The organism is Rummeliibacillus suwonensis (assembly GCF_007896435.1).
Classification (GTDB): domain Bacteria; phylum Bacillota; class Bacilli; order Bacillales_A; family Planococcaceae; genus Rummeliibacillus; species Rummeliibacillus suwonensis.
In genome coordinates, this window is record NZ_VCBL01000001.1 from 1233413 (window position 1) to 1256498 (window position 23086).

General features: G+C 35.3%; 23 protein-coding genes and 2 riboswitches. Of the genes, 14 read left to right on the plus strand and 9 right to left on the minus strand.

Annotated features, from left to right (window positions below):
- Nucleotides 1-551: 551 nt before the first annotated feature.
- Nucleotides 552-1445, plus strand: a complete 894-nt coding sequence (locus tag FEU33_RS05745) for a patatin-like phospholipase family protein (RefSeq protein WP_146548459.1) — start codon at nucleotides 552-554, stop codon at nucleotides 1443-1445.
- Nucleotides 1446-1739: 294 nt separating this feature from the next.
- On the opposite strand, the gene FEU33_RS05750 is transcribed toward FEU33_RS05745, so the two are convergent.
- On the minus strand, nucleotides 1740-2243 hold the full coding sequence (locus FEU33_RS05750) for a GNAT family N-acetyltransferase (RefSeq protein WP_146548460.1): 504 nt from the start codon (nucleotides 2241-2243) through the stop codon (nucleotides 1740-1742).
- 501 nt (nucleotides 2244-2744) lie between these two features.
- On the opposite strand from FEU33_RS05750, the gene FEU33_RS05755 reads away from it, so the two are divergent.
- Nucleotides 2745-3242, plus strand: coding sequence for an Lrp/AsnC family transcriptional regulator (locus FEU33_RS05755; protein WP_146548461.1), 498 nt, complete (start codon nucleotides 2745-2747; stop codon nucleotides 3240-3242).
- 430 nt (nucleotides 3243-3672) lie between these two features.
- Here the strand turns inward: FEU33_RS05755 and FEU33_RS05760 are convergent, their stop codons facing one another.
- The 4 genes from FEU33_RS05760 to FEU33_RS05775 form a co-directional block, all read right to left on the minus strand.
- Nucleotides 3673-3891: a hypothetical protein gene (locus FEU33_RS05760; protein ID WP_146548462.1), complete on the minus strand. Its 219-nt coding sequence runs from the start codon at nucleotides 3889-3891 to the stop codon at nucleotides 3673-3675.
- A gap of 114 nt (nucleotides 3892-4005) precedes the next feature.
- Entirely contained in the window at nucleotides 4006-5010 is a 1005-nt protein-coding gene (locus tag FEU33_RS05765) for an ABC transporter substrate-binding protein (RefSeq protein WP_146548463.1), read from the minus strand.
- Nucleotides 5011-5030: 20 nt separating this feature from the next.
- The gene (locus FEU33_RS05770; protein ID WP_146548464.1) at nucleotides 5031-5801 is read right to left on the minus strand and encodes an ABC transporter permease; all 771 of its coding nucleotides are present in this window, start codon (nucleotides 5799-5801) and stop codon (nucleotides 5031-5033) included.
- Nucleotides 5788-6534, minus strand: coding sequence for an ABC transporter ATP-binding protein (locus tag FEU33_RS05775; RefSeq protein WP_146548465.1), 747 nt, complete (start codon nucleotides 6532-6534; stop codon nucleotides 5788-5790). Before FEU33_RS05775 ends, FEU33_RS05770 begins: the two co-directional genes overlap by 14 nt.
- Before the next feature lie 74 nt (nucleotides 6535-6608).
- A riboswitch (TPP riboswitch) is annotated at nucleotides 6609-6698 on the minus strand.
- A gap of 186 nt (nucleotides 6699-6884) precedes the next feature.
- A riboswitch (TPP riboswitch) is annotated at nucleotides 6885-6993 on the minus strand.
- 236 nt (nucleotides 6994-7229) lie between these two features.
- On the opposite strand from FEU33_RS05775, the gene FEU33_RS18705 reads away from it, so the two are divergent.
- The 9 genes from FEU33_RS18705 (at nucleotide 7230) to FEU33_RS05815 (ending at nucleotide 16040) form a co-directional block, all read left to right on the plus strand.
- Complete coding sequence (locus FEU33_RS18705; protein WP_186725742.1) at nucleotides 7230-7406, plus strand: hypothetical protein; 177 nt, start codon at nucleotides 7230-7232, stop codon at nucleotides 7404-7406.
- Nucleotides 7407-7554: 148 nt separating this feature from the next.
- On the plus strand, nucleotides 7555-8322 hold the full coding sequence (locus tag FEU33_RS05780) for an NRDE family protein (RefSeq protein WP_146548466.1): 768 nt from the start codon (nucleotides 7555-7557) through the stop codon (nucleotides 8320-8322).
- Between the two features lie 614 nt (nucleotides 8323-8936).
- The gene (locus tag FEU33_RS05785) at nucleotides 8937-9776 is read left to right on the plus strand and encodes a MetQ/NlpA family ABC transporter substrate-binding protein (RefSeq protein WP_146548467.1); all 840 of its coding nucleotides are present in this window, start codon (nucleotides 8937-8939) and stop codon (nucleotides 9774-9776) included.
- Nucleotides 9777-10019: 243 nt separating this feature from the next.
- Complete coding sequence (locus FEU33_RS05790; RefSeq protein ID WP_146548468.1) at nucleotides 10020-11099, plus strand: methionine ABC transporter ATP-binding protein; 1080 nt, start codon at nucleotides 10020-10022, stop codon at nucleotides 11097-11099.
- A complete protein-coding gene (locus FEU33_RS05795) occupies nucleotides 11041-11694 on the plus strand; it encodes a methionine ABC transporter permease (RefSeq protein WP_146548469.1) in 654 nt (217 codons plus the stop codon). Before FEU33_RS05790 ends, FEU33_RS05795 begins: the two co-directional genes overlap by 59 nt.
- Nucleotides 11695-11709: 15 nt before the next feature.
- A complete protein-coding gene (locus FEU33_RS05800) occupies nucleotides 11710-12570 on the plus strand; it encodes a MetQ/NlpA family ABC transporter substrate-binding protein (protein WP_146548470.1) in 861 nt (286 codons plus the stop codon).
- A gap of 36 nt (nucleotides 12571-12606) precedes the next feature.
- Nucleotides 12607-13950, plus strand: a complete 1344-nt coding sequence (locus tag FEU33_RS05805) for an LLM class flavin-dependent oxidoreductase (protein WP_146548471.1) — start codon at nucleotides 12607-12609, stop codon at nucleotides 13948-13950.
- Complete coding sequence (locus FEU33_RS05810) at nucleotides 13947-15137, plus strand: acyl-CoA dehydrogenase family protein (RefSeq protein WP_146548472.1); 1191 nt, start codon at nucleotides 13947-13949, stop codon at nucleotides 15135-15137. Before FEU33_RS05805 ends, FEU33_RS05810 begins: the two co-directional genes overlap by 4 nt.
- Nucleotides 15138-15197: 60 nt before the next feature.
- Nucleotides 15198-16040 carry a MetQ/NlpA family ABC transporter substrate-binding protein gene (locus FEU33_RS05815; RefSeq protein ID WP_146548473.1) on the plus strand — a complete coding sequence of 281 codons (843 nt, stop codon included), beginning with the start codon at nucleotides 15198-15200 and terminating at the stop codon, nucleotides 16038-16040.
- Nucleotides 16041-16291: 251 nt separating this feature from the next.
- Here the strand turns inward: FEU33_RS05815 and FEU33_RS05820 are convergent, their stop codons facing one another.
- Together FEU33_RS05820 and FEU33_RS05825 are read right to left on the minus strand one after the other, a co-directional pair.
- Nucleotides 16292-17497 carry an MFS transporter gene (locus FEU33_RS05820; protein WP_146548474.1) on the minus strand — a complete coding sequence of 402 codons (1206 nt, stop codon included), beginning with the start codon at nucleotides 17495-17497 and terminating at the stop codon, nucleotides 16292-16294.
- 408 nt (nucleotides 17498-17905) lie between these two features.
- Nucleotides 17906-18088, minus strand: a complete 183-nt coding sequence (locus FEU33_RS05825; RefSeq protein ID WP_146548475.1) for a hypothetical protein — start codon at nucleotides 18086-18088, stop codon at nucleotides 17906-17908.
- Between the two features lie 125 nt (nucleotides 18089-18213).
- On the opposite strand from FEU33_RS05825, the gene tlp reads away from it, so the two are divergent.
- Both tlp and FEU33_RS05835 read left to right on the plus strand, forming a co-directional pair.
- The gene (gene tlp / locus FEU33_RS05830; protein ID WP_146548476.1) at nucleotides 18214-18450 is read left to right on the plus strand and encodes a small acid-soluble spore protein Tlp; all 237 of its coding nucleotides are present in this window, start codon (nucleotides 18214-18216) and stop codon (nucleotides 18448-18450) included.
- A gap of 117 nt (nucleotides 18451-18567) precedes the next feature.
- The gene (locus FEU33_RS05835) at nucleotides 18568-18810 is read left to right on the plus strand and encodes a small acid-soluble spore protein Tlp (RefSeq protein WP_146548477.1); all 243 of its coding nucleotides are present in this window, start codon (nucleotides 18568-18570) and stop codon (nucleotides 18808-18810) included.
- Nucleotides 18811-19182: 372 nt separating this feature from the next.
- Here FEU33_RS05835 and FEU33_RS05840 read toward each other — a convergent pair whose 3' ends face one another.
- On the minus strand, nucleotides 19183-20487 hold the full coding sequence (locus FEU33_RS05840) for a murein hydrolase activator EnvC family protein (RefSeq protein WP_146548478.1): 1305 nt from the start codon (nucleotides 20485-20487) through the stop codon (nucleotides 19183-19185).
- Nucleotides 20488-21658: 1171 nt separating this feature from the next.
- Here FEU33_RS05840 and FEU33_RS05845 point away from each other — a divergent pair.
- Nucleotides 21659-22276 carry a hypothetical protein gene (locus tag FEU33_RS05845; protein ID WP_146548479.1) on the plus strand — a complete coding sequence of 206 codons (618 nt, stop codon included), beginning with the start codon at nucleotides 21659-21661 and terminating at the stop codon, nucleotides 22274-22276.
- Between the two features lie 171 nt (nucleotides 22277-22447).
- On the opposite strand, the gene FEU33_RS05850 is transcribed toward FEU33_RS05845, so the two are convergent.
- Nucleotides 22448-22996 carry a winged helix-turn-helix domain-containing protein gene (locus FEU33_RS05850; RefSeq protein WP_146548480.1) on the minus strand — a complete coding sequence of 183 codons (549 nt, stop codon included), beginning with the start codon at nucleotides 22994-22996 and terminating at the stop codon, nucleotides 22448-22450.
- Between the last annotated feature and the right edge of the window lie 90 nt (nucleotides 22997-23086).

A 23086-nucleotide genomic window follows, 5' to 3' on the forward strand; every position in this document is an offset into this window, starting at 1 on the left:
CTTCTAACTAGTAAATATTTTATTACTAATTTGAAATTAAATCAATTATTTTTACAGGTGTGTTGATTATCCTATTTTATCCATTTTTGATATAGATAATTTGATAGTCGTGCTACAGCTTGCTCGCTTTCCTGCAGGAATGTGGCTTAAGCCGCTTCGGGACAACAGGAATGTTGGTCATGGAATCATTGCTGCAGGACATGGTGCACCATACCTCTTCTCATTCAAGGGCTACAACTCCTTCGTTTTTTCCGCGGTACATCGATTGAATGTGCTTTTTACCGAGTGGGGAGCCGTACGAAGGAGATGTGCATGCATTTTCGAGGACTCGAGCAAGCCTTCACTCCCACCAATATAAGAGTTACAATGATAGAGAATTTTTTGCGTTTACGTTCACAAATTATCCCGATCCCCCTCTGATCCCCTCTTTTATTTTTATCATAATTAATAAAATATTGTTTACTAAAAATTCACGGGAATTTTTCGACTTAAGTTCTAAAATTTCTCTATTTTTCTTACAGTGTAAAGAGTATAAAGCGGGAGGGATTGCTTTGCTAGTAGATGGGGTGTTTTCCGGTGGAGGGATAAAGGGATTCGCTTTAGTAGGGGCACTTCAAGTTTTAGAAGATAAAGAAATTTATTTTGACCGTGTTGCTGGAACGAGTGCAGGTGCGATTATGGCATGTTTTATTGCCGCTGGGTATACAGCAGATGAAATTGAAAAAGCGCTAGATGAATTAGATGTGGCTACTTTTCTAGATGAACCTAGAACATTGATCTCATTGCCTTTTATGAAATGGATCAATCTTTACTTCCGCATGGGTCTTTATCAAGGAAAAGCGTTGGAAAAATGGTTCTATGAAAAACTTGCAGATAAGGATGTATACACATTTGATGATTTGCCAGCAGGCGCACTAAAGTTGATTGCATCCGATTTAACAAACGGTAAAATGATCGTCTTACCAGATGACTTAGAAAATTATGGTATAAATCCAGAGAAATTTTTAATATCACGCGCTTTGAGGATGAGTTGCGGTGTTCCGTTTTTCTTTCAACCAGTCAAATTGAAAGTTTCTGGTGGGGAATCTATTGTTGTCGATGGCGGTGTCCTAAGCAATTTTCCAATTTGGCTGTTTGAAGATGAAGATAATCGTAAGGAACGTCCGATACTCGGTTTAAAATTAAGTAGTCCAAAAGATCATATAGATCCACATAAAATAAAAAACGGCCTGAATCTATTTGAGGCACTCTTTAGCACTATGAAGAATGCTCATGATGAGCGATATATTTCTAGGACGCATGAAAAGAGTATTATCTTTATCCCTGTTGAAAATTATAGTGCAACCCAATTTGACTTAGATGATGAAACGAAAGAGAATTTAATTGAAATAGGGAGAAATCGTACACTCCAATTTTTAGAAAGTTGGAAGTATAGCCCATTTTAATGGGGAAGCATAGAGGATTATGTATGATATCCGAAAAGTAACAAGAGTGCCATTCGTATCTATCTGAATGATTCTTTTTTTGGCTTTTCAATGGTATGTTTCCGTTTGGACGGGCGAGGCTTCAGCTTTGTGATCTGCACAATGTCGATCATGATCTTGAAGCAGCTTGCATCTGCTGTTTCACTTTCGATGCAGAAGGAATATGGATGTTTATCCTGAAAAGTGCCCGTCTATAGCGGAACAGTTTCGAATGTGAAAAAACTCTTGAGACTCATTCGAAGTCGGTCCTATTGCTTAAATGAGTTTTTTGCCCATGATCACTAAATCTCTTTTGATACCGTCCAATTCAGCCACTCCTGGTAAATAAGCCCATTGTTCGAAATGAAGACTGGAAAAAAGGTGCATGCTTGCATTATTATGTGCAAAGATGAATCCCAATAAATTTTGGATATGAAGAAGAGGACAAGCATTTATAGCATGCTGCAATACCATTTTCCCAATACCTTTTCCTCTAGATTTTTCATGAAGATAAATGCTTAACTCCGCTGTTGCATCATAAGCAGGTCTTCCATAAAAAGATTGAAAGCTAACCCATCCGCAAATTTCTCCTTGATATTCTACAACCCACAGAGGCCTTTTGGAAGAATTATGTGCATGAAACCATGGAATACGTTCTTCAATGGTTACAGGTTCCGTATCGGCGGTTACCTTTCTACTTGCAATGGTTGAGTTATAAATGGCAACGATTGTAGGTAAGTCCTCAATGTCTGCATCTCTAAATGTTATTTCTTCTATCATAAGAATTTCTCCTAACTAAAATAAGTTGTTCGCTAAGTCTTTATCCCGCTTTAACGGGCAGTAAGACCCCCATCTCAAGATTTGGAGAGAAACGAGAAGATAGATGGGGGATGAACTGCCCGTAAAAGTCCGATTGGTTTAGCTAACCATCAAAGGGGGATGAAGAAAACCCCCACTGATGGAAGCTTCACTTTATCCCGCGTTAACAGGCAGTAAGCTCCCTATCTCAAGGTTTATAGAGAAACGAGAAGATAGGTGGGAATCAGCTACCCATCAGTGGGGATGAAGAAAACCCCCACTAATGGCAGTTTCACTTTATAAACATAGCAGGTAAATCTAATATTAAAAATTTTAACACTTTCTTTTTAATATATAAATTTAATTTTGTATAATAGTATTAATTTGAAATAATAATCAAAATAATATACTACATACAAAATTTAATTTTGTTTGGACGATATTTCGAAGCGAGATTTTGAAGAATTGAAAGGGAGAGTTTTGATGGAGTCAATTGTCAGTAAAATATTAGATGATTTAGATTTACAAGTATTGGATATTTTACAAAAAGATGCACAAATCAGTAATGTAGAAATTGCTAAACGTGTGAATTTATCTCCTCCTGCTATTCATGCAAGGATCAAAAGATTAGAAAATGAAGGATATATTAATCGGCAGGTCGCTATTTTGAATCAAGAAAAATTAGGATTTGAATTATTATGTTTTATCTTTATCAGCACGAATGTTCATCAAGCAAAACAGTTGGAAGTTTTAGAGAATGAATTGGCTGCTATGCCAGAGATTTTAGAGTGCCATTGCTTAACAGGAGAATATGATTATTTGTTAAAGGTTGCGAATAAGGGGCGTAAGGAATTAGAGAATTTTATTAGAAAATTGAACAAATTAGGTATTACGCGTATTCAAACAAGCTTAGCTTTACGAGAAGTTAAACAGTCTACCATTCTGCCTATTTTAGAGGAAAAGGATAAAAAGTCATTGTGATTGGATAATAAGGATATGTTTTGCCCACTACAAAGAGCCAAGGAAAATGACCTCCTTGGCTTTTCAATCTCTGCTGATAACTATTTGTCCGCGTTAACCACGCACAAACCACCAATAAAAGCAGAGGAGAAGTGAGGGACGACTGCCAATAAAAGCCCACTCCGTTTAACTAACATTTTGTATTATGAAGAGAATTCCCACTGGCTGAGTATCACTTTATCCCGCTTTAACGGGCAGTAAGACCCCCACCTCAAGGTTTAGAGAGAAGCGAGAAAGATAGGTGGGAGAACAACTGCCCGTAAAAGTCCGATTGGTTCGGGCCAACAAGATGTTGGTCCCTCAGGTGTTGCCACAGGACGTGGTGTCTTTAACCTGAGTTCCTTTAGTTCAGTGGGGGATGAAGAAAACCCCCACTGATGGAAGCTTCACTTTATCTTCTTCTTTTACCGATTTCTTTTGAAAGAGATGGCCTTATTTTCTCTTTTTCAAAAGCGACTAGAACATGAAATTTATTTTCTGCTGTTGTAAGGATATCAACAACAGTTCCCTTGCGTCCTTTTATTTTTACAGGATCATTGATTGCAGGTAATGTTTCTCGGTATTGACTCAATACAATTGTCTTGTTTTCATAAAAATGAACAATATACATTTGCCATTATCTCCTTATTCATAAAATTTCATTTGTTCATTTTATGAATAGAGGAGAAATATAGAACAATTCCTTAACAGCTATAAGGAAAGGGATGATGGATTACTTCGTTTTCTACTTTGACACGATATTATCCATTACGTCATTGATGTTGACATGATTTTTTATAACACCTTTTTTAAATAACCAATTTTCGGTTTTTTCCCAGCTTTCTTTTTCTTGATAGCCGAATGGTAAACCATCGTCCTCCATACGTGGTAATAAAATCTCTAAACTTTTTGTTTCTACGTCTTTATCCAATGGAAAGCTATCATTTTCATGATCAAGTAGGATTTGTAAGCTTTCTTTTGGATTTTTTTTCACTTCTTCTTGTCCCTTGGCAACTGCTTTCCAAAATCTCTTAATAGCATCTCTTTTTTGATGGAATGTTTTTTGACCGGTCACGAGTATTAGCTCGTAATTATCGGGCACATCATAATCGCTATTTTGTATGCTTTTCATATCATAGCCTTCTTTGTTTAGTAGAACAAATTCATGATTGATGTATCCTCCAATAATGGCATCTACACGATCTGTTGCAACAGAAGGTATCAAGTCCCATCCTACATCTGTCATTTTTACCTTGCTAAAATCACCGCCATCCGCTTCTACCATCGTTTTAATGATAGCCTCACTCAATTCACTTGATGAGTATCCCACATTCTTTCCCTCTAGATCTTTTGGTGAATGGATACCAGATGATTTTTTCATCATTAATTCATCGAGTGAATGCCTTACAAGTGCAGCTACTGAAATAATTGGGATTCCTTCAGATTTGGATAAAATGGTTTGATTTTGATAGCTAATGGCTAAATCTACTTTTCCAGTAGCAGCAAGCTTCAATGGGTCATTTGTATCGGCAGGCATTTCAATTTTGACATTTAATCCTTCCTCTTTGAAATAGCCCTTTTCTTGAGCTACATAGAAAGCTGAGTGCACAGCATTAGGATACCAATCAAGCATAATACTGATATTATCTAGTTTCTTCCCATTCTCTTCCTTTGGTTGCGCTTTTCCATTACAGCCAGCAGCCACTATGATGAATGTCAATAGGATCACTATATTTAACCATTTTTTCATTTCTCGACAACTCCTATTTGTTAGTTAGAATTATTCCATTTATTAGTTGTTCTTTTTTCTATCCATGAAGCTAGTGCAAATAATAGAATTCCCACGATGGTTAGAATGGTAATGGCTGCAAAAACACCTTCTGCATTTAAATTGCCAGACATTCTTCGACTATAGTAGCCTAATCCCTTACTTGCTCCCAGCCATTCACCGATGGTTGCTCCAACGAGTGCAAAAACGATCGACATCTTAAAACCTGAAAAGAAGGAGGGAAGAGCCATTGGAATATGTAATTTTTGAAATATTTGAAACCTGTTTGCACCCATTGAGCGCAACAACTCAATATATTCCTGATCGCATGATTTCAATCCATCATAAGTTCCTACTACAATCGGGAAAAAGCAGATCAAGATCGTCACAGCGACCTTGCTCCAAATGGTATATCCAAACCACAGGACGAAGATAGGGGATAGTGCAATAATTGGGACCATTTGTGAGATGACAACTGCTGGATAAACCATTTTTTCGATTGTTTTTGAAAAAAACATACAAATAGCTAGAAGGACGCCACTTATAACAGCAAGCGAAAATCCAATGATAAATTCAAGCATTGTAGCACTTAAATGCTCGATCAACAAGGGACGCCAATTATGAATAATCATCTGTATAACACCAGTTGGAGTGGGAATGATAAAACTTGGTATAATGTCTGCACGTACAAGCCATTCTACGATTGCTAGTACGATGATAAAAAATAACAAAAACAAACGATAGGTTTGAAAAAATTTTTTAAGTGGTTTCATTGGCAATCTTCTTCTCCAACTTTTGACGTAATGTCACAGCTTCTTCGAAAAGAAGCATTTCCGGTTTACGTGGACGTGACAAGGGTACTGAAATTTCTTCTATACGGTGATCTGGATGTAATAACAAAATCCGATCACTCAAAAAAATGGCTTCTTCTAAATCATGAGTGATGAAGACAATTGTTTTGTTTAAATCTTGCCACATGGACAATAGCCATGATTGCATTTCTTTTTTCGTTAATGCATCCAGTGCTCCAAACGGTTCATCGAGTAATAGCACATCTTTCCCTGTCAATAAAGCACGTAAAAAAGCAGCACGTTGTCGCATTCCCCCAGATAGTTGTTTTGGTAGAACATGCTCATATCCACTAAGTCCTACACGTTGTAACCAGATGCTCGCTTCTTCTTTTGTCATATGTACATCTTGTTGAATTTCAGAAGCAATCATGATATTGTCAAGAATCGTGCGCCAGGGGAGCAGCAAATCTTTTTGTGGCATATATCCGACATCCCCTAGTGAAATGTCTTTTTGGTCGATTTGAATCTCACCTTCATCTGGTTGAAGGAGACCAGTCATTAATCGTAAAATGGTACTTTTCCCTGTGCCACTTCTACCAATAATAGAAATAAATTCGCCATTTTTAATTTCCATATTCAAGTGAGAAATAACTAGATTTTTTTGCCTTTTCTCATTGGTGTAGCTATAAGATACATTTTTTAAAACGACAGTCATTTTTTCTCCTTTCTAACTGCAAATTAAAAACTGCTTCCTTTTAAAGAAAACAGTTTCATAAAACATAAAATTCCATGTCTTGGAAACTACTTTCCTACGCTAGTATGAACTAGATCAGGTTCAAAGGGTACAATCTCAGCCAAAGGGCGCCCCTAGTAGATTTAAACGTATTTAATTGTTGATCTTGTTTCAGCAATGTTTTATGCAAAGTGGCAGGAGCATATGTTTTATGCGACGAAAACGCAACTGCAAGTACAGAGAAACCCACCTCAATAGGTGACGAGATGAATTTGCTTGAAAAGCCAATAAAAAAACCACTCAAAGGAAGAGTGGGTTGAACAACATACATGATTTGTCCTAACTCACTTCCCTACGCTAGCGTAAACTAGATCAGGTTCAAAGGGTTTAGAACGACCGTTCAGTCTCAGTCCTCAAATAGGGACACCCCTAGTGCTAATTCGTTTTCATATATAGCTTATCATGCAGACAAATTTATGCAAGACTTTTCTTTCGGCTGTTCCACATAGAGAGAAAAAGCTTTTTTATAAACAGAGTTAGAGCAATCGCTTATGAGTCATTTTTTATCTGGATTCTGCATTACGAAATTTATTCAAATCCTTTTTCTTTTGATTTGTATAAAATGTAAGATGCAAAGCAAACTAATAGCGTAATTCAATTAAAAGGGAGGAAATAGCATGCCTGATAAAATGACTCCAAGATCTCACGGTAGCTACGGACATGATGAAGAATTAGGAGAAGAATTTTCAGTTCCAGAAGAAAATAAAGCGAAATCTCCAAAAAAGAGCTCTAAAACGAAATTTGAGAAGATGAAAGAAAAGGCGATTGAAATAGCTCGACAAAATCTTGAATAAGGGCGTATAGGCGGCGAAAATCGTGTTTAACTATGCGAGTTTGCCGCTTTTACTTTAAATATCAGTAAGTCTATCAATTGTTTTACAAAATGCTTTGTTACTGGTAAGATGAAAAGAAATTTTGAAAATTACAAAGAGGTAATGGAATATGTGTTTAGTCAATTTTCATTTTCAAAATCATCCAAAATATAAATTAATAGTTGTTGCCAATCGTGATGAGTTTTATGAACGGCCTACAAAGCCAGCACATTACTGGGAAGATGAACCCAATATACTAGCTGGACGTGATTTACTACAAATGGGGACTTGGTTAGGTATATCTAAAAAAGGCAGATTTGCAGCAATAACAAATTATCGTGACCCCAGTTTACCAGAAACAGGTCGTTATTCGCGTGGCGAGATTATCCGTCATTTTTTGACAAATGGTACGGAACCGGACATTTTTATGGAAGAACTCATAAAAGAAAGAAAAAATTACGGTGGTTACAATGTTATACTTGGTGATCCTAATGGTTTGTACCACTACAATAATGTACTGGATGAGTCCAAAGATATAAATGCAGGCACACATAGTTTAAGCAATCATTCCCTAAATACACCGTGGCCAAAAGTTGTAAAGGGTAGAGCAAGATTAAATGAATATATTCAAACAAATCAAGAAGAAGTGAGTATCGATATGCTTTTTAACCTTGTAACCGATCGTTCAACAGCAGATGATGAAGAATTACCCCACACAGGTGTTGGGGTGGAAATGGAAAGATTGTTGTCACCTATGTTTATAAAAATTCCGAATTACGGTACTAGGTCATCTACTGTTTTATTAGTAGATAAAGAGGATCGTGTGACTTTTGTAGAAAGAACTTTCAAGGAAGGCGATTTTCAATTTGAAAAAAAATATGAGTTTAAAATCGAATAATGGATGATTCATCATGTAAAAAATGATCACAAAAATTTAAAAAATTTACTTTTTAGTCAATGAGAGAGGCTATTCATTTCTCATTGATTTTTTTGTGGATTTATTGATGGATCAACGATATTCAATCTATCTTCCTCATTCATTGATAGAAAATTTCTATCAATGAATTAATTTTTTCTATCAATTATTTATTTATAAAGGCATTGAACAATACGGGACAATATGATATTATTCAAAACAAATCTTATAAATCTAATAGGATATATAGGATTAGGGTGGTTTAATCATGTTAGAGGAGGGTTTTATTTGAGTAAAGTTAAACAAAGCAAAATGAAAACAAATGGTTGTAGAATTTGTGGAAATGACATCTTCATTAGAAGTTGTATGTCCTAGAAGCCAGTATTGATTAAAGGACTGTAATCATTGTTCTAAATAGAGGATTGGAAAACTATTTATTTATCGATTAATGAATCTGATCTTAATACTTGTTATCTAAAAACATAGTAAATTTATAAGAATAATAAAAATAAAAGTCCTAGTCTATTCCATTCTAATTTTTACCTAACATGGAAGTGATGCTTATTTGAATTTCAACGAGAAAAGAGGAGATGTAAATGAAGAAAAATTGGATAGCAATGATCCTGACATTGATCGTTTTAACTATAATATCTGCTTGTACTAATTCCGCTACAGATTCTACTAAAAAGGATGCAAATAATGGTTCAAAAGAAAAAATCACAACCTTAAAAGTAGGGGCATCCTCAGTACCTCATGCAGAGGTTTTGGAGTATTTAGCAGATGATCTTAAAAAAGATGGTGTCAAGTTAGATATTAAAACAGGCTTGGATGGTATCCAAATGAACCAAATGACAGCAGATGGTGAATTAGATTTTAATTATTTTCAACACACCCCCTATTTAGAAGAAATCAACAAACAAGCTAGGTTGAATTTGGTAAGTGTTGCTGGAATTCATATCGAACCTTTTGGTGTGTACTCTAAGAAAATTAAAGATATTAAAGATTTGCCGCAGGGTGCGAAAGTAGCAGTACCAAAAGATGTTGTTAATTTTTCTCGTTCCTTATTATTATTCGCCCAAAATGGAATTATTGAATTAGATTCTAAAAAAGAAGGCGACTACACGACCGAAGATATTACAAAAAATGATAAAAAAATTAAATTTATTGGTGTTGATGGCGCATTATTAAATCGTTCTCTTGAAGATGTTGATGCTGCAGCTATTAATACAAACTATGCATTAGAAGGCGGCTTAGATCCTGTTAAAGATGCACTTATTATTGAAGATGCCAAGTCACCATATGTGAATATCATTGCTGCATTACCTGAGCGAAAAGATGACCCTGCCATTCAAACCGTTGTGAAATGGCTCACAAGTGAAAAGGCTAGAAAGTTTTTTGAAACAAAATATAGTGGGGCTGTCGTACCTGCATTTTAGAAACTTGTGATAAAGTGAAGCTTCCAGCAGTGGGGTTTTCTTCATCTCCCACTGAAATTAGAGGAACTCAGGTTAAAAACGCCACGTCCTGTGGCAACACCTGAGGGACAAACATCCTGCCCGCCCAAACTAATCGGACGCATGCGACAGTTCATCCCCATCTATCTGTCTCGTTTCTCTTTAAATCTTGAGATGGGGATCTTACTGCCCGTTAAAGCGGGATAAAGAAAGTAGGTTGAAAGAATGATTGAGTTTATCGAAACAACAAAAGATTATCACATCCATAATCAAGTAATTCGTGCATTGGATCATGTCAATTTAAAAATAAATAAAGGCGATATTTTTGGCGTAATTGGTTTCAGTGGTGCAGGAAAAAGTACATTGATTCGTACGGTTAATTTACTAGAAGTACCAACTGAAGGAAAAGTGTTAGTAGACGGTAAAGACTTAACACAATTATCCAAAAAAGAATTGCGGAAAGAAAAGAAAAAAATCGGGATGATTTTCCAGCATTTTAATCTACTTCAATCGAAAACAGTTTTTGATAATGTAGCTATGCCGCTATCGCTAGCCGGTGTAAAGAAAGAAGAGATTAAGTCACGAGTCAATGAAGTTTTAGAATTTGTTGGTCTTGAAGAAAAAACAAATGTTTATATCAATCAATTATCTGGTGGACAAAAACAACGTGTTGGCATTGCACGGGCATTAATTACAAATCCTAAAATTTTGCTTTGTGACGAAGCAACATCTGCTTTAGACCCACAAACGACAAAGTCCATTTTAAATTTATTGAAACGAGTTAATATCGAATATGGTATTACCATTCTCATCATTACTCATGAAATGGGAGTCATACATGAAATCTGTAATCGTGTAGCTGTTATGGAGAAAGGTCGCATTGTCGAAACAGGCAGTGTATTGGATATTTTCTCTGATCCCAAAACTCAAACGACTAAAAACTTTGTTCAATCTGTTGTACGAGATGAAATTCCTGACTCTATATTTGAACAACTTGAACAAGCAAATCCAAACGAACGAATTTTCAAGTTGAAATTTATAGGCGTAGATGTTGGACAGCCAGTTGTTTCGGAGGTAGCGAAAAAATTCAATGTTGACATCAGTGTTTTATTTGGAAATATTACAGAACTTCAACAAGTACCGTTTGGAAATTTGATCATCGAAATGATTGGTGATTCAGCAGAGACAGATAAAGCTGTTCAATATATAAAGAACAGAAATGTACAAATAGAGGAGGTTATTGCAGATGGAAGTGAGTTCAGAGATCCTTCTAAACGCGATCTGGGAAACCTTATATATGGTTAGCATTGGATTGTTCTTTGGAGCAATTCTAGGATTTATTTTAGGGATTATTTTGGTTGTGACAAGAAAAGGACATATTCTAGAAAATAAATGGGTTTTTGGTATTGTCAATCCAATTGTGAATATATTCCGTTCCATTCCTTTTATCATTTTACTTGTAGCTATCATACCATTCACTCGTTTGCTCGTGGGTACGGCAATCGGTACTACGGCTGCTATCGTTCCATTGGTTTTACACATAGGTCCATATATTTCAAGATTAGTTGAAAATTCTTTACTTGAAGTGGATGGAGGGATCGTCGAAGCCGCAAAGGCAATGGGGGCTACTCCTTTTCAAGTGATTCGAAAGTTTTTAATTCCTGAAGCCTTTCCTTCACTTATTTTAAGTGTAACAACTGCAACGATTGGATTGATCGGCGCAACAGCAATGGCTGGTGCAGTTGGTGGCGGAGGCCTTGGAGATGTGGCGATCACATACGGATACCAACGATTCGATGATATGACTATTTTAGTAACCGTCATATTACTGGTCGTATTTGTCCAACTCATTCAAATGATTGGCAATAAATTAGAGAGACATTTTAGACATATATCTTAGAAAAGAGGAACTAACATGAAAAAATGGAGTTTATATTTTGTTGTTGCTGTACTATCGATCTTATTGGTTGCTTGCGGGAGCAACGATAAAAAAGCAAATAGTGGTGATAACAAGACAGTTAAGGTAGGAATACGTAGCTCAGAGATCAAAACTTGGGAATATATCAAAAAACAAGCTGCAAAAGAAGATATTAACCTTAAACTAGTTGTATTATCTGCACAAGTGGATCCCGATCAATCATTAGCGGACGGGGATATCGATATCAACGCTTTTCAACATATTGCCTATTTAGATTTATTTAATCAAAGTAACAAAACAAATATTGTACCAATTGGAACAACTATCATTGCTCCGCTCGGTATGTATTCCAATAAATATCATTCGTTGGATGAAGTAAAAGAGGGAGCTACGATCGCTGTACCAAACGATCCATCAAACTGGGGACGTGCTTTGCTTCTATTACAAGAAAATAATCTTCTAACAGTTTCAGACGATTTTGATGGAAATGGTGGGAAAGACCGTATTAAAGATAATCCAAAAAAATTAAAAATCGTGCCAGCTGATGCTGCAACATTACCACGTGTATTAGAAGATACTGATTTCGCCATTATTAATAATGGAGTCGCAGTAGAAGCAGGACTATTTTTAAAGGATGCCATCATTCATGAAAATGAAACAGCAAAACCATTTATCAATATCATCGCTGCTGATAAAAAAGATGCAGACAATAAAGTCTATCAAAAAATCGTTGAAATTTACCAAAGTAAAGAAACATCTGATTTTATCAAGAAAACGTATAATGGCAACTATATTCCTGTCAATTTAACATTAGATGAATTGTCTACTTGGAAAGATGCTTATTCACAAAAAAAATAATAGGATCAAATTTTAAGTGAAGGGAACGATGGAACGATGTCAGAAAAACGTCAAATTAAATTGTCGTTATATTTGATCGGTGCTGGGATGCATGTTGCTGCATGGAGACATCCACAAGGACAAGCAGATGCTAGCATTGACATTAAAGCACTTCAAAAAGCCGCACAAATCGCGGAAAAGGGAAAGTTTGATATTGCATTTGTCGCTGACAGTTTAGCCATTAATCATGAATCGCATCCTCATATTTTAAATCGCTTTGACCCAATTGTGCAGATTACGGCTTTAGCTAGCGCGACAGAGAAAATCGGTCTTGGTGCGACAGCTTCTACTACGTATAGTGAGCCTTATGTATTGGCTCGTCAATTATTGTCAGTAGATCATATCAGTAATGGTCGCGTTGCATGGAATTTAGTAACGACATCTGATGCAACAGGTCAAACGGCACTGAATTTTAGTCGTGAAAAACATGTTGAACATGATAAGCGTTATGAACGTGCAGAGGAATTTGCAGATGTAATACGCGCTTTATGGGATTCATGGGAAGATGACGCTTTTGTATACGATAAAGAAAACGGTGTTTTTTATGACCGTGAAAAAGTACATGAAGCGAACTATAAAGGTCAACATTTTTCAGTAAAAGGACCATTAAATATTGCCCGTTCCCCACAAGGTTATCCTGTGATTGTGGTTGCGGGCGCTTCAAAACCAGGACAAAAGCTTTCAACTCGCGTAGCGGATGCCGTATTCGTTCATTGGGATGATATAAAGACAGCAAAAGAACATTATAAAACATTAAAAAGCCAATTAGCACAACATGGTCGTTCCGAAGATGAGCTAGTTGTATTCCATGGTATTTCACCGGTTGTTGCCGATACGGAGGCAGAAGCTATTCAGCGACATAAGGAATTGCAAGATCTTCTAGATCCATATGAAGCCTTGAAATTCGTTTCCGGTTATATGGGGAATGTCGATTTTTCTAAGTATTCGCTTGATACGCCTGCGATTGAAGTGGATTATCCAGAAGTAAATAGCATTCAAAGTAATTTCAATGAATTGATCGATATTATTAAACGTGAAAATTTAAAAGTGGGCGATTTATATGCACGTCTATTTAATGTTGGGAAAAGAGATGCTTTCGTCGGATCTCCACAACAGGTAGCAGATGAAATGGAACGTTGGTTCAACGAAAAAGCATGTGATGGATTTATGCTACAATTCCCACTTCTACCACGTGATTTAGAAGCATTTGTCGAAAAAGTAGTGCCAATTCTACAAGAGAGAGGTATTTTCCGTAAAGATTATGAAGGCAATACTTTACGTGAACATTTAGGCGTAGTAAAACCAGTTAATCAGTATACAAGAACTAAGGTGACACCATGACAACAGATATTTTTATCCGCAATGATCGAGAGCAGAGATTAGTAGATTATGCAAAAGATTTAGCAACAAAAATTGAAAAAACAGCTGCTCAATATGATGAGGCTGGTGAATTTCCTTTCGAACATTTTAAAATACTGCAAGATGCTGGCTATTTTAAATTAACAGTTCCAAAGAAATATGGTGGAGATGAAATTTCTCTTTATGAAATGTTGCTTGTCCAAGAACAACTTGCGAAAGGTGATGCTTCTACCGCATTATCAGTTGGTTGGAATTTACTGACATTTTTAAATGTGAGAGAGTCTAAATCTTGGCCAGAGCCTGTGTTTGCAGAGTTAAGTCGTAAGGCTGTCGAAGAAGGCTCCTTATTAAATATCATTAATAGCGAACGTGGCAAAGGTAATATTTCTAGAGGTGCTGTTCCTGGAACAATTGCTCGGAAAGTTCCTGGAGGTTACCTTATTAAAGGAGAAAAAGCTTATGCCTCTTTAGCACCGATTTTACAGCAATTTATGATTATTGCTTATTTAGAAGATGAGGGGATTACGGGTGAATTTCTTATTACAAAAAACGAGCAAGTAGAAATCATTAACACTTGGGATGCATTAGGAATGCGTGCTACGGGGAGTCATGACATTCTATTAAAGGATGTTTTTGTACCCGATGAGGCACTCCTCTATCGTCAACGTCCAAATGAAACCAATCGTTTTTTAGCACATGGTCGTGTGTATTCTTTAGAAATTCCTGTAGTTTATTTGGGGATTGCTGGCGCTGCAAGAGACTATGCATTTGAATTTGCTAAAAAAACTTACTCTCACAGTCTTGGCGATACGATTAACCACGCTGCACATGTGCAACAAAAGGCAGGAGAGATCGAATTGCTCTATCACTCTTCCCGCCGCATTTTGTATAGTATCGCTGCGCAAGTAGAGCATGAGCCTGAAAAGAAGGATCAATTGGCAAACGAAGTCAGTATAGCAAAATCTTTGATTTGTAATAATACAGTAGAAATTGTCTCAAAAGCCATGAAAATTGTTGGTGGTAGAAGTTTATCAAAATCAAACAAACTAGAACGCTTATTTAGAGATGCGCAATGTGGCGCATACAATCCACCGTTAGATGATGTCGTCATTTCACAATTAGCGAAAAGTGTGTTATTCGAGCAAAAACAAAATGCTTTTGATTTGTAAAGATAGTTTTACTTATTATTCTATGAAAAAAATAATGCTTTTTACACGAGGAGAAAAAAATTGAAAAAGAATTGGGTTATTTTATTTAGTATTTTAATGATACTTTCGATTTTAAGCGGCTGTGGCAATTCATCCAAAAATGCTGACGCGCCTACGAATGATAAAAAAGATGATAAACAGTTGAAAATCGGTTTTAATCCAGGTCCTTATATCGATCAATTTAAATTAGGAATCGAACCGATCTTAAAAGAAAAAGGCTATAAAATCAAGTACGTGAATTTTACAGATGGGATACAGCCGAATTTAGCTGTTGCAGAAGGAACCATTGACGCAAATGTCTTTCAACATACATTATATATGGAATCAATCAATGATAAGGAAAATATTGATTTGACAGGTGCCGTTCAGGTCCCTACACCACCAATGGGTTTATATTCATCTAAGCATAAAAAGTTAGAAGCTAAAAAAGGAACAACTGTATCTATGCCAAGTGATCCTGTCAATATGACACGGGCAATGCGCATTTTAGAGGATATTGGTTGGATCACTTTAAAAAAAGATGTAGATCCTATTAAAATTTCTCAGGAAGATATTGCAGAAAATAAATATAATATTAAAATCATTCCAATGGAAGCAGCTCAAGGTCCACGCGCTCTTCAAGATGTAGACTATGTAGCTGTTCAAGGGAATTTTGCCGTATCTAGTGGCTTAAAATTAACTTCAGCACTACAACTTGAAAAAATGGAGTCACCTTATATCAATGTAGTGGCAGTGAAAAAAGAGAATGTAAAGAAACAATATGTAAAGGATATTATTGATGCTTATCATTCGAAAGAATTTAAAGCTGTCATCTCATCCACAAAAGAATTTGAAGGATATACATTACCAGATTATTTTAAATAATGTTAAGAGTGATTGAAGAATAGTGGTGCACAAAGAGTGTTGAAACAGCATTCTTTGTGCACTTTTTACGTACGTAGCGGGGGCTTCAATCCGATGAAGTAGGGAGGATAACTGAAGAGGAACTTTTTCGAGCAGGTCAAAAAATCTGGACCAGTTACATTTGTCTATTAAAATTCATATTAGTTGTAAAAAAACACACTTTTCGGAAAGAGAGAAAGGAAACATGTTTTGAATCCTAAAAGCAAATGCTTTCATAGATCATTATTCTTTCCTAACTTCAACAACCAAGAAAATCCACATAATAGCGAAATTGATCCTGCAAATAAACCGACAGATGATATCCCCAACTTTTCAAACAAAAAACCAAAAACAATATAAGATAATTGCATAAACCCCGAGTAAGTGGAATCATGAATGGAAAATACACGTGCTCTTATTGTGGATCTCGTATGTTTCTGTAAAATAAATGAGTCCAAGGGTATAATAATCCCAGAACTTATTCGCATGAATAAAATCATCATAATCCCTGTAAAAATTGAAGAGAATTGTGTAAGTAAAGTAAAGAATATAGCCTGTGTTACATAAGCAACACCATATGCAAGATTTACGCGTTTCCTATTTGTTCCTATAAACTTTTTAACGATTATTGCACCAAGTATAATTCCCAATCCATCAATTGAATAAAGCAATCCTATTCCTAACCCGCCCATTTGGTAAATGGATTTACCTAATAATGGGACAACAATATAATAAGCTCCTCCGGCAAATCCCCAGCTGATTCCGATTAATATGATTGAACGAACATAGTCATTTCTTTTTACTTCATGAAATCCAACTTTTAGTGCATCAGCATATGTTTCTTTTTTTTCATAGGTGATTCTTTCTTCTTCCCACTTTGTAAGATAGATAAAAAAAGCTGAAATCATATAGGAAAAAGAGTTGATTAAAAAACATACGATTGGGCTAACGATTGAAGATACAACGCCGCCGAATAGCGCACCTACTACACTGATAATCCCTGACATACTCGAATTCAATGCATAGGCGTTTGGTAAATCTTTATGAGCTACTAGTAGTGGAATAGAGGCTTGTTGCGCTGGATTGAACATCATTCCAGATAGCCCTAACAAAATCGCACCGATAAATAGCAAGGACACACTATTGGTTATGTAAGCAAAAGCAAAAAATAAGGCAAAAACAGCACGAAATAGATCACATGTATACATAATTATCCTTTTTGAATACTTATCCACTAAAGGACTTAATAAAGGACTAAGCAAAACTCCTGGAAGAGATCTACACAAAAGAACGAATCCCATCGATAAAGCCGAATTGGTCATAGACAATGTTATAAGACTTAGAGCTACTTGATTGAACCAATCTCCTAATTTGCTTGTACTCCCTGCAAGCCAAATCATTCGGTAATTTTTATTTTTAGCAAGTAAGCCATTCTGCACCTAAACTACCTCGCTATCTTTATCTATATTCATTTTGTAATCTTAATTGTTGTTCCAAAAGCAGCTAGAGATAAAAAAACTTCTGGTTATATTATATCTGCAAAAGGATTTAATCTATGGATTAATCATACATCATACAAATGATTTGTCTTTAGACCAATGAATGAGAAATAGTAAGAACTATGTATCTTTGATGTTTGTTAAAGGCGTTCCATCAAAAATAGTATGTTAGAATGGTCCCTAACATACTATTTTTCTTTTAGAATGGGCAAATCCTATTTATAGTTTTTATAAAAAATGGTTTATTTTAAGTGTTTTTAAAAAAGAGATGGTTCATAATTTGTCATTATTTCAGGCATTTGATTAGCCGATTTTGTTCACAAAATATCCTAATCAATATACATGCCATTATTTATCTACTTGATCATTTGATTGTTTGTTGATATTTTCAATCGCATTTTCTCTCCATTCAGCGGCAAATTCTGCTCGAAAATTATCGGGGATGTCCTGCGTATTGGTATCTTTTGGATTGCGGAATTTGCTATTGTGATTCTTTTTATTTTTAGCCTTATAACCATTTTGTTTTGGCATCGATTTTCACCTCCCGAAGTTAATGTGTTCAAATAATAGGATTTTATCCACTGCAACATGATGTATAAAATGGACAAAGTACATCAAACTAATCAGGTAATCTACAAGATGTAGGAGGAAACTGAATGTCACATCGACAAACACCAAAACCTGATGATCGATCTAATAATGTGGAACGTTTGCAACAAATGGTTGAAAATACAAGAGAAAATATTGAAGAAGCGGAAATAAGTAAAGAATTTGCAGATCCCGAACAAGCTCAACAGATCAAAGAAAAAAATAAACGTCGTAAACAATCTATTGATGCATTGATTGAAGAAGTGAAAGACGAAACGGCGGCACGAAAAAAGGGATATCGATAAAAATACAGAAAGCTGTGATGCCATTATACTTGCGATCACAGCCTTTGGTGCTGTATAAAGAAATGATTTACACACAAACTAATATTACAAATTGAAAATAATGAGAGGGGAGTACAAATGACGAAGCAACATCGCCCAGATTCAAATGATCGATCTACTAGTGGTTTAAGAATACAAAGTATGATTGAAAATACGAAAAACAATATACGTGAAGCAGAGATGGCTATGGAATATGCTGGTGAAGAAGAACTTGAACACCTTCAAGAGAAAAATCAACGACGCCAACATGAAATAGATATAAAGGAAAAAGAAAAGGCTGATAAAGCAGCACAAAAGGCTAGGGAAGATAGTTTCAAATAACAACAATAATTATTAAGATATAGCTTTGTGAGAAAAACGAGTATTAGGTTGAGCTCCGAGAGAACCCGCCAGGAGCATAGTTTTAAATAACGATTTTTTTGATTTAGCTGAGATATGGATCTCAGCTTCTTTTCATTTTGTCTCGAAACAATAAAAAGTGATAAATTCGCTCTTTCTTGGTGTTTACTCGCTCTTTACATAGGTTTATTTGCTATCTTGGGCGATTTATTCGCTCTTTTGACCTTTTTATTTGCTCTTTTGGAAATTGTATTCGCCCTTACATCTTTTTAAGTCCCTAATCTGGAACATATAGGCCTTGTTTTGAATCTACAAATGATTATATACATAAGAATATATCTTTATGCCATCATTCTAAAAAGAAATGTAGCGCAATGGATTGATCAGTCCTACTTTTTGTCCTTGCCAAGGTGTATCATGCATCTCAAAATGTAAATGGCTTCCAGTAGAACGACCTGTTGATCCCATATAACCGATTAGCTGACCTTTTTTCACGGATTGTCCAACATGAACTTTATAGCCACTTAAATGGGCATAGACAGTTGTATAAGTTTGACCATTAATAGAATGTGTAATCATAATAACATTGCCATAGGTTGATAAAGGACTTGCTCGGAAAACTACACCATCTGCTGCAGCTACTATAGGTGTACCTTCCGCATTTGCAATATCAAGTCCATAGTGAACTTCAGCACCTGCTCCAATATCACGTACACCTGAGTTGGAAGTTATGCGGCCAGTTGTGGGTCTTGTCCAAGTTCCACTGGATACAGATGGCGTACTTTGGGTAGTTGCACTTTCTGAAGTCGAAGGAGAAGAGCTAGTAGAATTGGTATTTGTCTTTTTAGCTTCCGCTTGTTGGCGGGCAATTTCTGTCAAGCGTGCTTGTTCTTTTTTGATATTATTTTGTACGTCTTTACTAATAGAGAGTGTTTCTGAATACTCCTTTTCTTTTAAATTTTTTTCAGAGATCAATTCTTTCTGTGTTTTTTCTAATTGGTCGATCAGCTTATTTTTTTCTAGTTTTTGCTGATCAAGTTCAGTTTTTAAACTTTTTAATTGATGATAATTTTCTTGTTGTTTTTTTAGTTTTTGTTTGAGTTTCTTTTGTTGAACTGCTAATTTCTTTTTATCATTGAACTGTGCCTGAATAATATTGTGGTCTGCCTCAACAAGTGTCGTTACAGCAGAAATACGATCTATAAAATCTGCAAAGTTATTTGCGCCTAAAAGTACATCTATGTAATTGATTGAATGCCCATTTTCTTGAATAGCTCGAGCCCTATCTTTAAGTAAATCTTCACGTTCTTGAATGCTCTTTTCTAATTGCTGAATAGAAGCGTTTAATTGACGAACTTCTTTTTTTGAGACTTCGATTTTTGATGATAGGACACTTATTTTTTCATCTGTTTTGATAATTTGCTGATCCAATTTTTTGATCTGATTCATAAACTGATCCTGTTGTAATTTGTTTTCCTGAATTTTATTGGATTTTAATTGAATATCCGAAATAAGATTTGATTTTTTCTGGTTGACTTGTTGTTGCTGCTTTTTCAGTGTATCTAATGACTCAGCATTGGCATTTATAGCTGGAACAGTAAGTGATGCTGTCAATGTAATGATCATTATTTTAGAAAAATGATGATATGACTTTTGCAAAATTAGTCCTCCCACTTATGTATTTATAAAAAATAGAGAAAATGCGAAGTTGAATAGTTTATTGGAATGATAGAGTAGGGACAAAACCACCGGCGAATGTCACGGATTTTGAAGAGGTGCTTCCCTGAGCAAACTTAAAAATCCGAACGTAGTTACAACGAGACGTAAGTGATCTCGCATTAAGATCCTCACATGGTGAGGCTTTACTTAATGAGTAACTGAAATGCTGGATGCTAATTTTTTGATATTTTTAATCGCATTTCCTCTAAAATGATTGTATCATTGTGAAATTTGGCTAACATTACAGTTTCATATCATCATAGTACGAACTTTCATCTAAATGTAGCATTCTTGTTATAGTCATTTTGAATTTAACATAATAGACAAATTTGTCATTTTTATTAGAAATAATGGTCTATCACATGCAATGCTAATCCAGAAAAATGACAACACAACAAGGTTTTTAGGGATATTTGTATAATAAGTATTGATAAGGTTCAATACCATAGCTTGTGATTGACGATTAGAATGGTATTTTAAATGAATCAATTTCATAAATCATTTTCTTCTTAAAAAATCCGAACATTTAATTTTGATAGTTGTGGAGCGGAAGACGGCGACTCCTCGAAAATGCATGCGCATTTCCTTCGTGCGGTGTGAGTTCAAGGAGGCTTATTCAAAGTCCTACGGGAAAAGCTTGAGCGGAAAGCCCCGCAGGAACGTTTTAAGGGACAAAGCCTAAGTTCGCCACGTCCTGTGGCAACGGCTTCGGGGTCAACATCGTGTCGACCCGAGGAGATTGAAGCCAAGCCCGTGGAAAGCGCCGTCTGGAGCGAAACAAAAATTTCTGAATATTAATGTTCATGTTGATTTAAAATGTTCGTGTTTTCTATCTAAATTTTGCATTGTGAAATTGATTCAAATAGAATAATTTCTTAAATCAGTTTGCACACAAACCAAATAAGATCAAGAACGGTAAAATAAAAGTACAATAGAGTGGCTAAATAGTAGGAGGCTCATACATGTGGTGGATTAAAAATGAGGGCTAGACCAACATTCGATTTTTTATTAAATCCATTTTATCTTATAGGTTTATAGATAAAATGAATCCATTAATAGAAACCAAATGAAAAGCTTAAAAACAAAAAATAGGATTGGAGATAAATGGACGATGAAGGGGAAAAAGTTAAAGATTAATCATGTAAGTTGCACCATGTTTGGAGCAGAAAACAGCAAAATTTGCTTCATATTATCAGGAACCGGCTATACATATGATAAACCAATTCTTTATTATGCCACACAACTCATGGTGGAAAAGGGATATGATGTGATACAAATCCATTATTCCTTCGAAAAAGATTTGTTTGCACAGTCAGATGAAATGATTTCACAAACAATATATGAACTGGTGAATCAAGTTGTCATTACTCAATTAAGAGAAGTGTCTTATAAAGAAATCGCATTCATCGGCAAATCTCTGGGGACCATTCCGATTGTCAATCACTATATGCAGCAAAATTTTCATGTGCCTGTTAAATTTATGAGCTTAACACCGGTATTGTCCATGAATAGACTGTATATGAATTTAAAGCAATCTAAATACCATAGCTTAGTAATCATAGGGAGTTCAGATCCTCATTATGATCCAGAGAAAATAACATCCTTAGCCAATCATCAAATCGTGGTGATACCAGATGCGAATCATTCACTGGAAGTAGAAAAGGATGTCATGAAATCCCTTCAAATTTTAAAGCAATCTATAGAAGCAATAGGCTTATTTGTTTCATGACTGATATCAGATGACTTTATATAAAAGGCATATGCTAGGTAACATAAACAAAAAAATATTTTCATAAAATATATCCATTGCGCTATCTTTATTGCATGATCAATTGATAAGGAAAATTTGAGGAAACGATTGATCAGGTGATTGTATAAAATAATAATATCCTGGTGATTCTCAACTATTTCCACTAGATTTATAACTAGCCAGTATAAGATTATATTTTTCACCATCTTTATCCGTTTCTTCAAAATTCTCTATTAGTTCTCTTATCTGTTGATTTAATGTCTTCCAATCTTTATAAGAAAGCTTCTTAGTGGCTAAATTTAATTCTGCAGTACATTCATGATGATTAGAATCCCGAGTATACTTCATCACATCATCTTTTAAATTGCTGATAGCTCTATTTACTTCAAATAGAGTTTGTTGAATGATTTCCTCATAATTTAAGGCCAGCATATCACCCTCAAATGACAAGTTCCCATTCATATATAAATGTTTACTAGAATAATAATATTCTAGTAAATTTTTTACCTTTTCTTCTTTAACAATTATTAATGCTTTGGCATCCATCATTTTTTTTACTGGATAATACAAACTTGATGGTGACTCATTTATTTTTTCGGCAATCTCTTTTATGGTTAAGCCTTGTTCTTTTGTGACTTCCAATATTTTCATTACCTTTTTATCAAATAATAGTTTACCGAAATTATTGATTTCATCCACTGATCTCACCTCTTTCATCACTATATAGCATTGACAATAATATTTCAAACGTACATAATCGTTGTAACGTTAAAAAAAATTTAAACGATT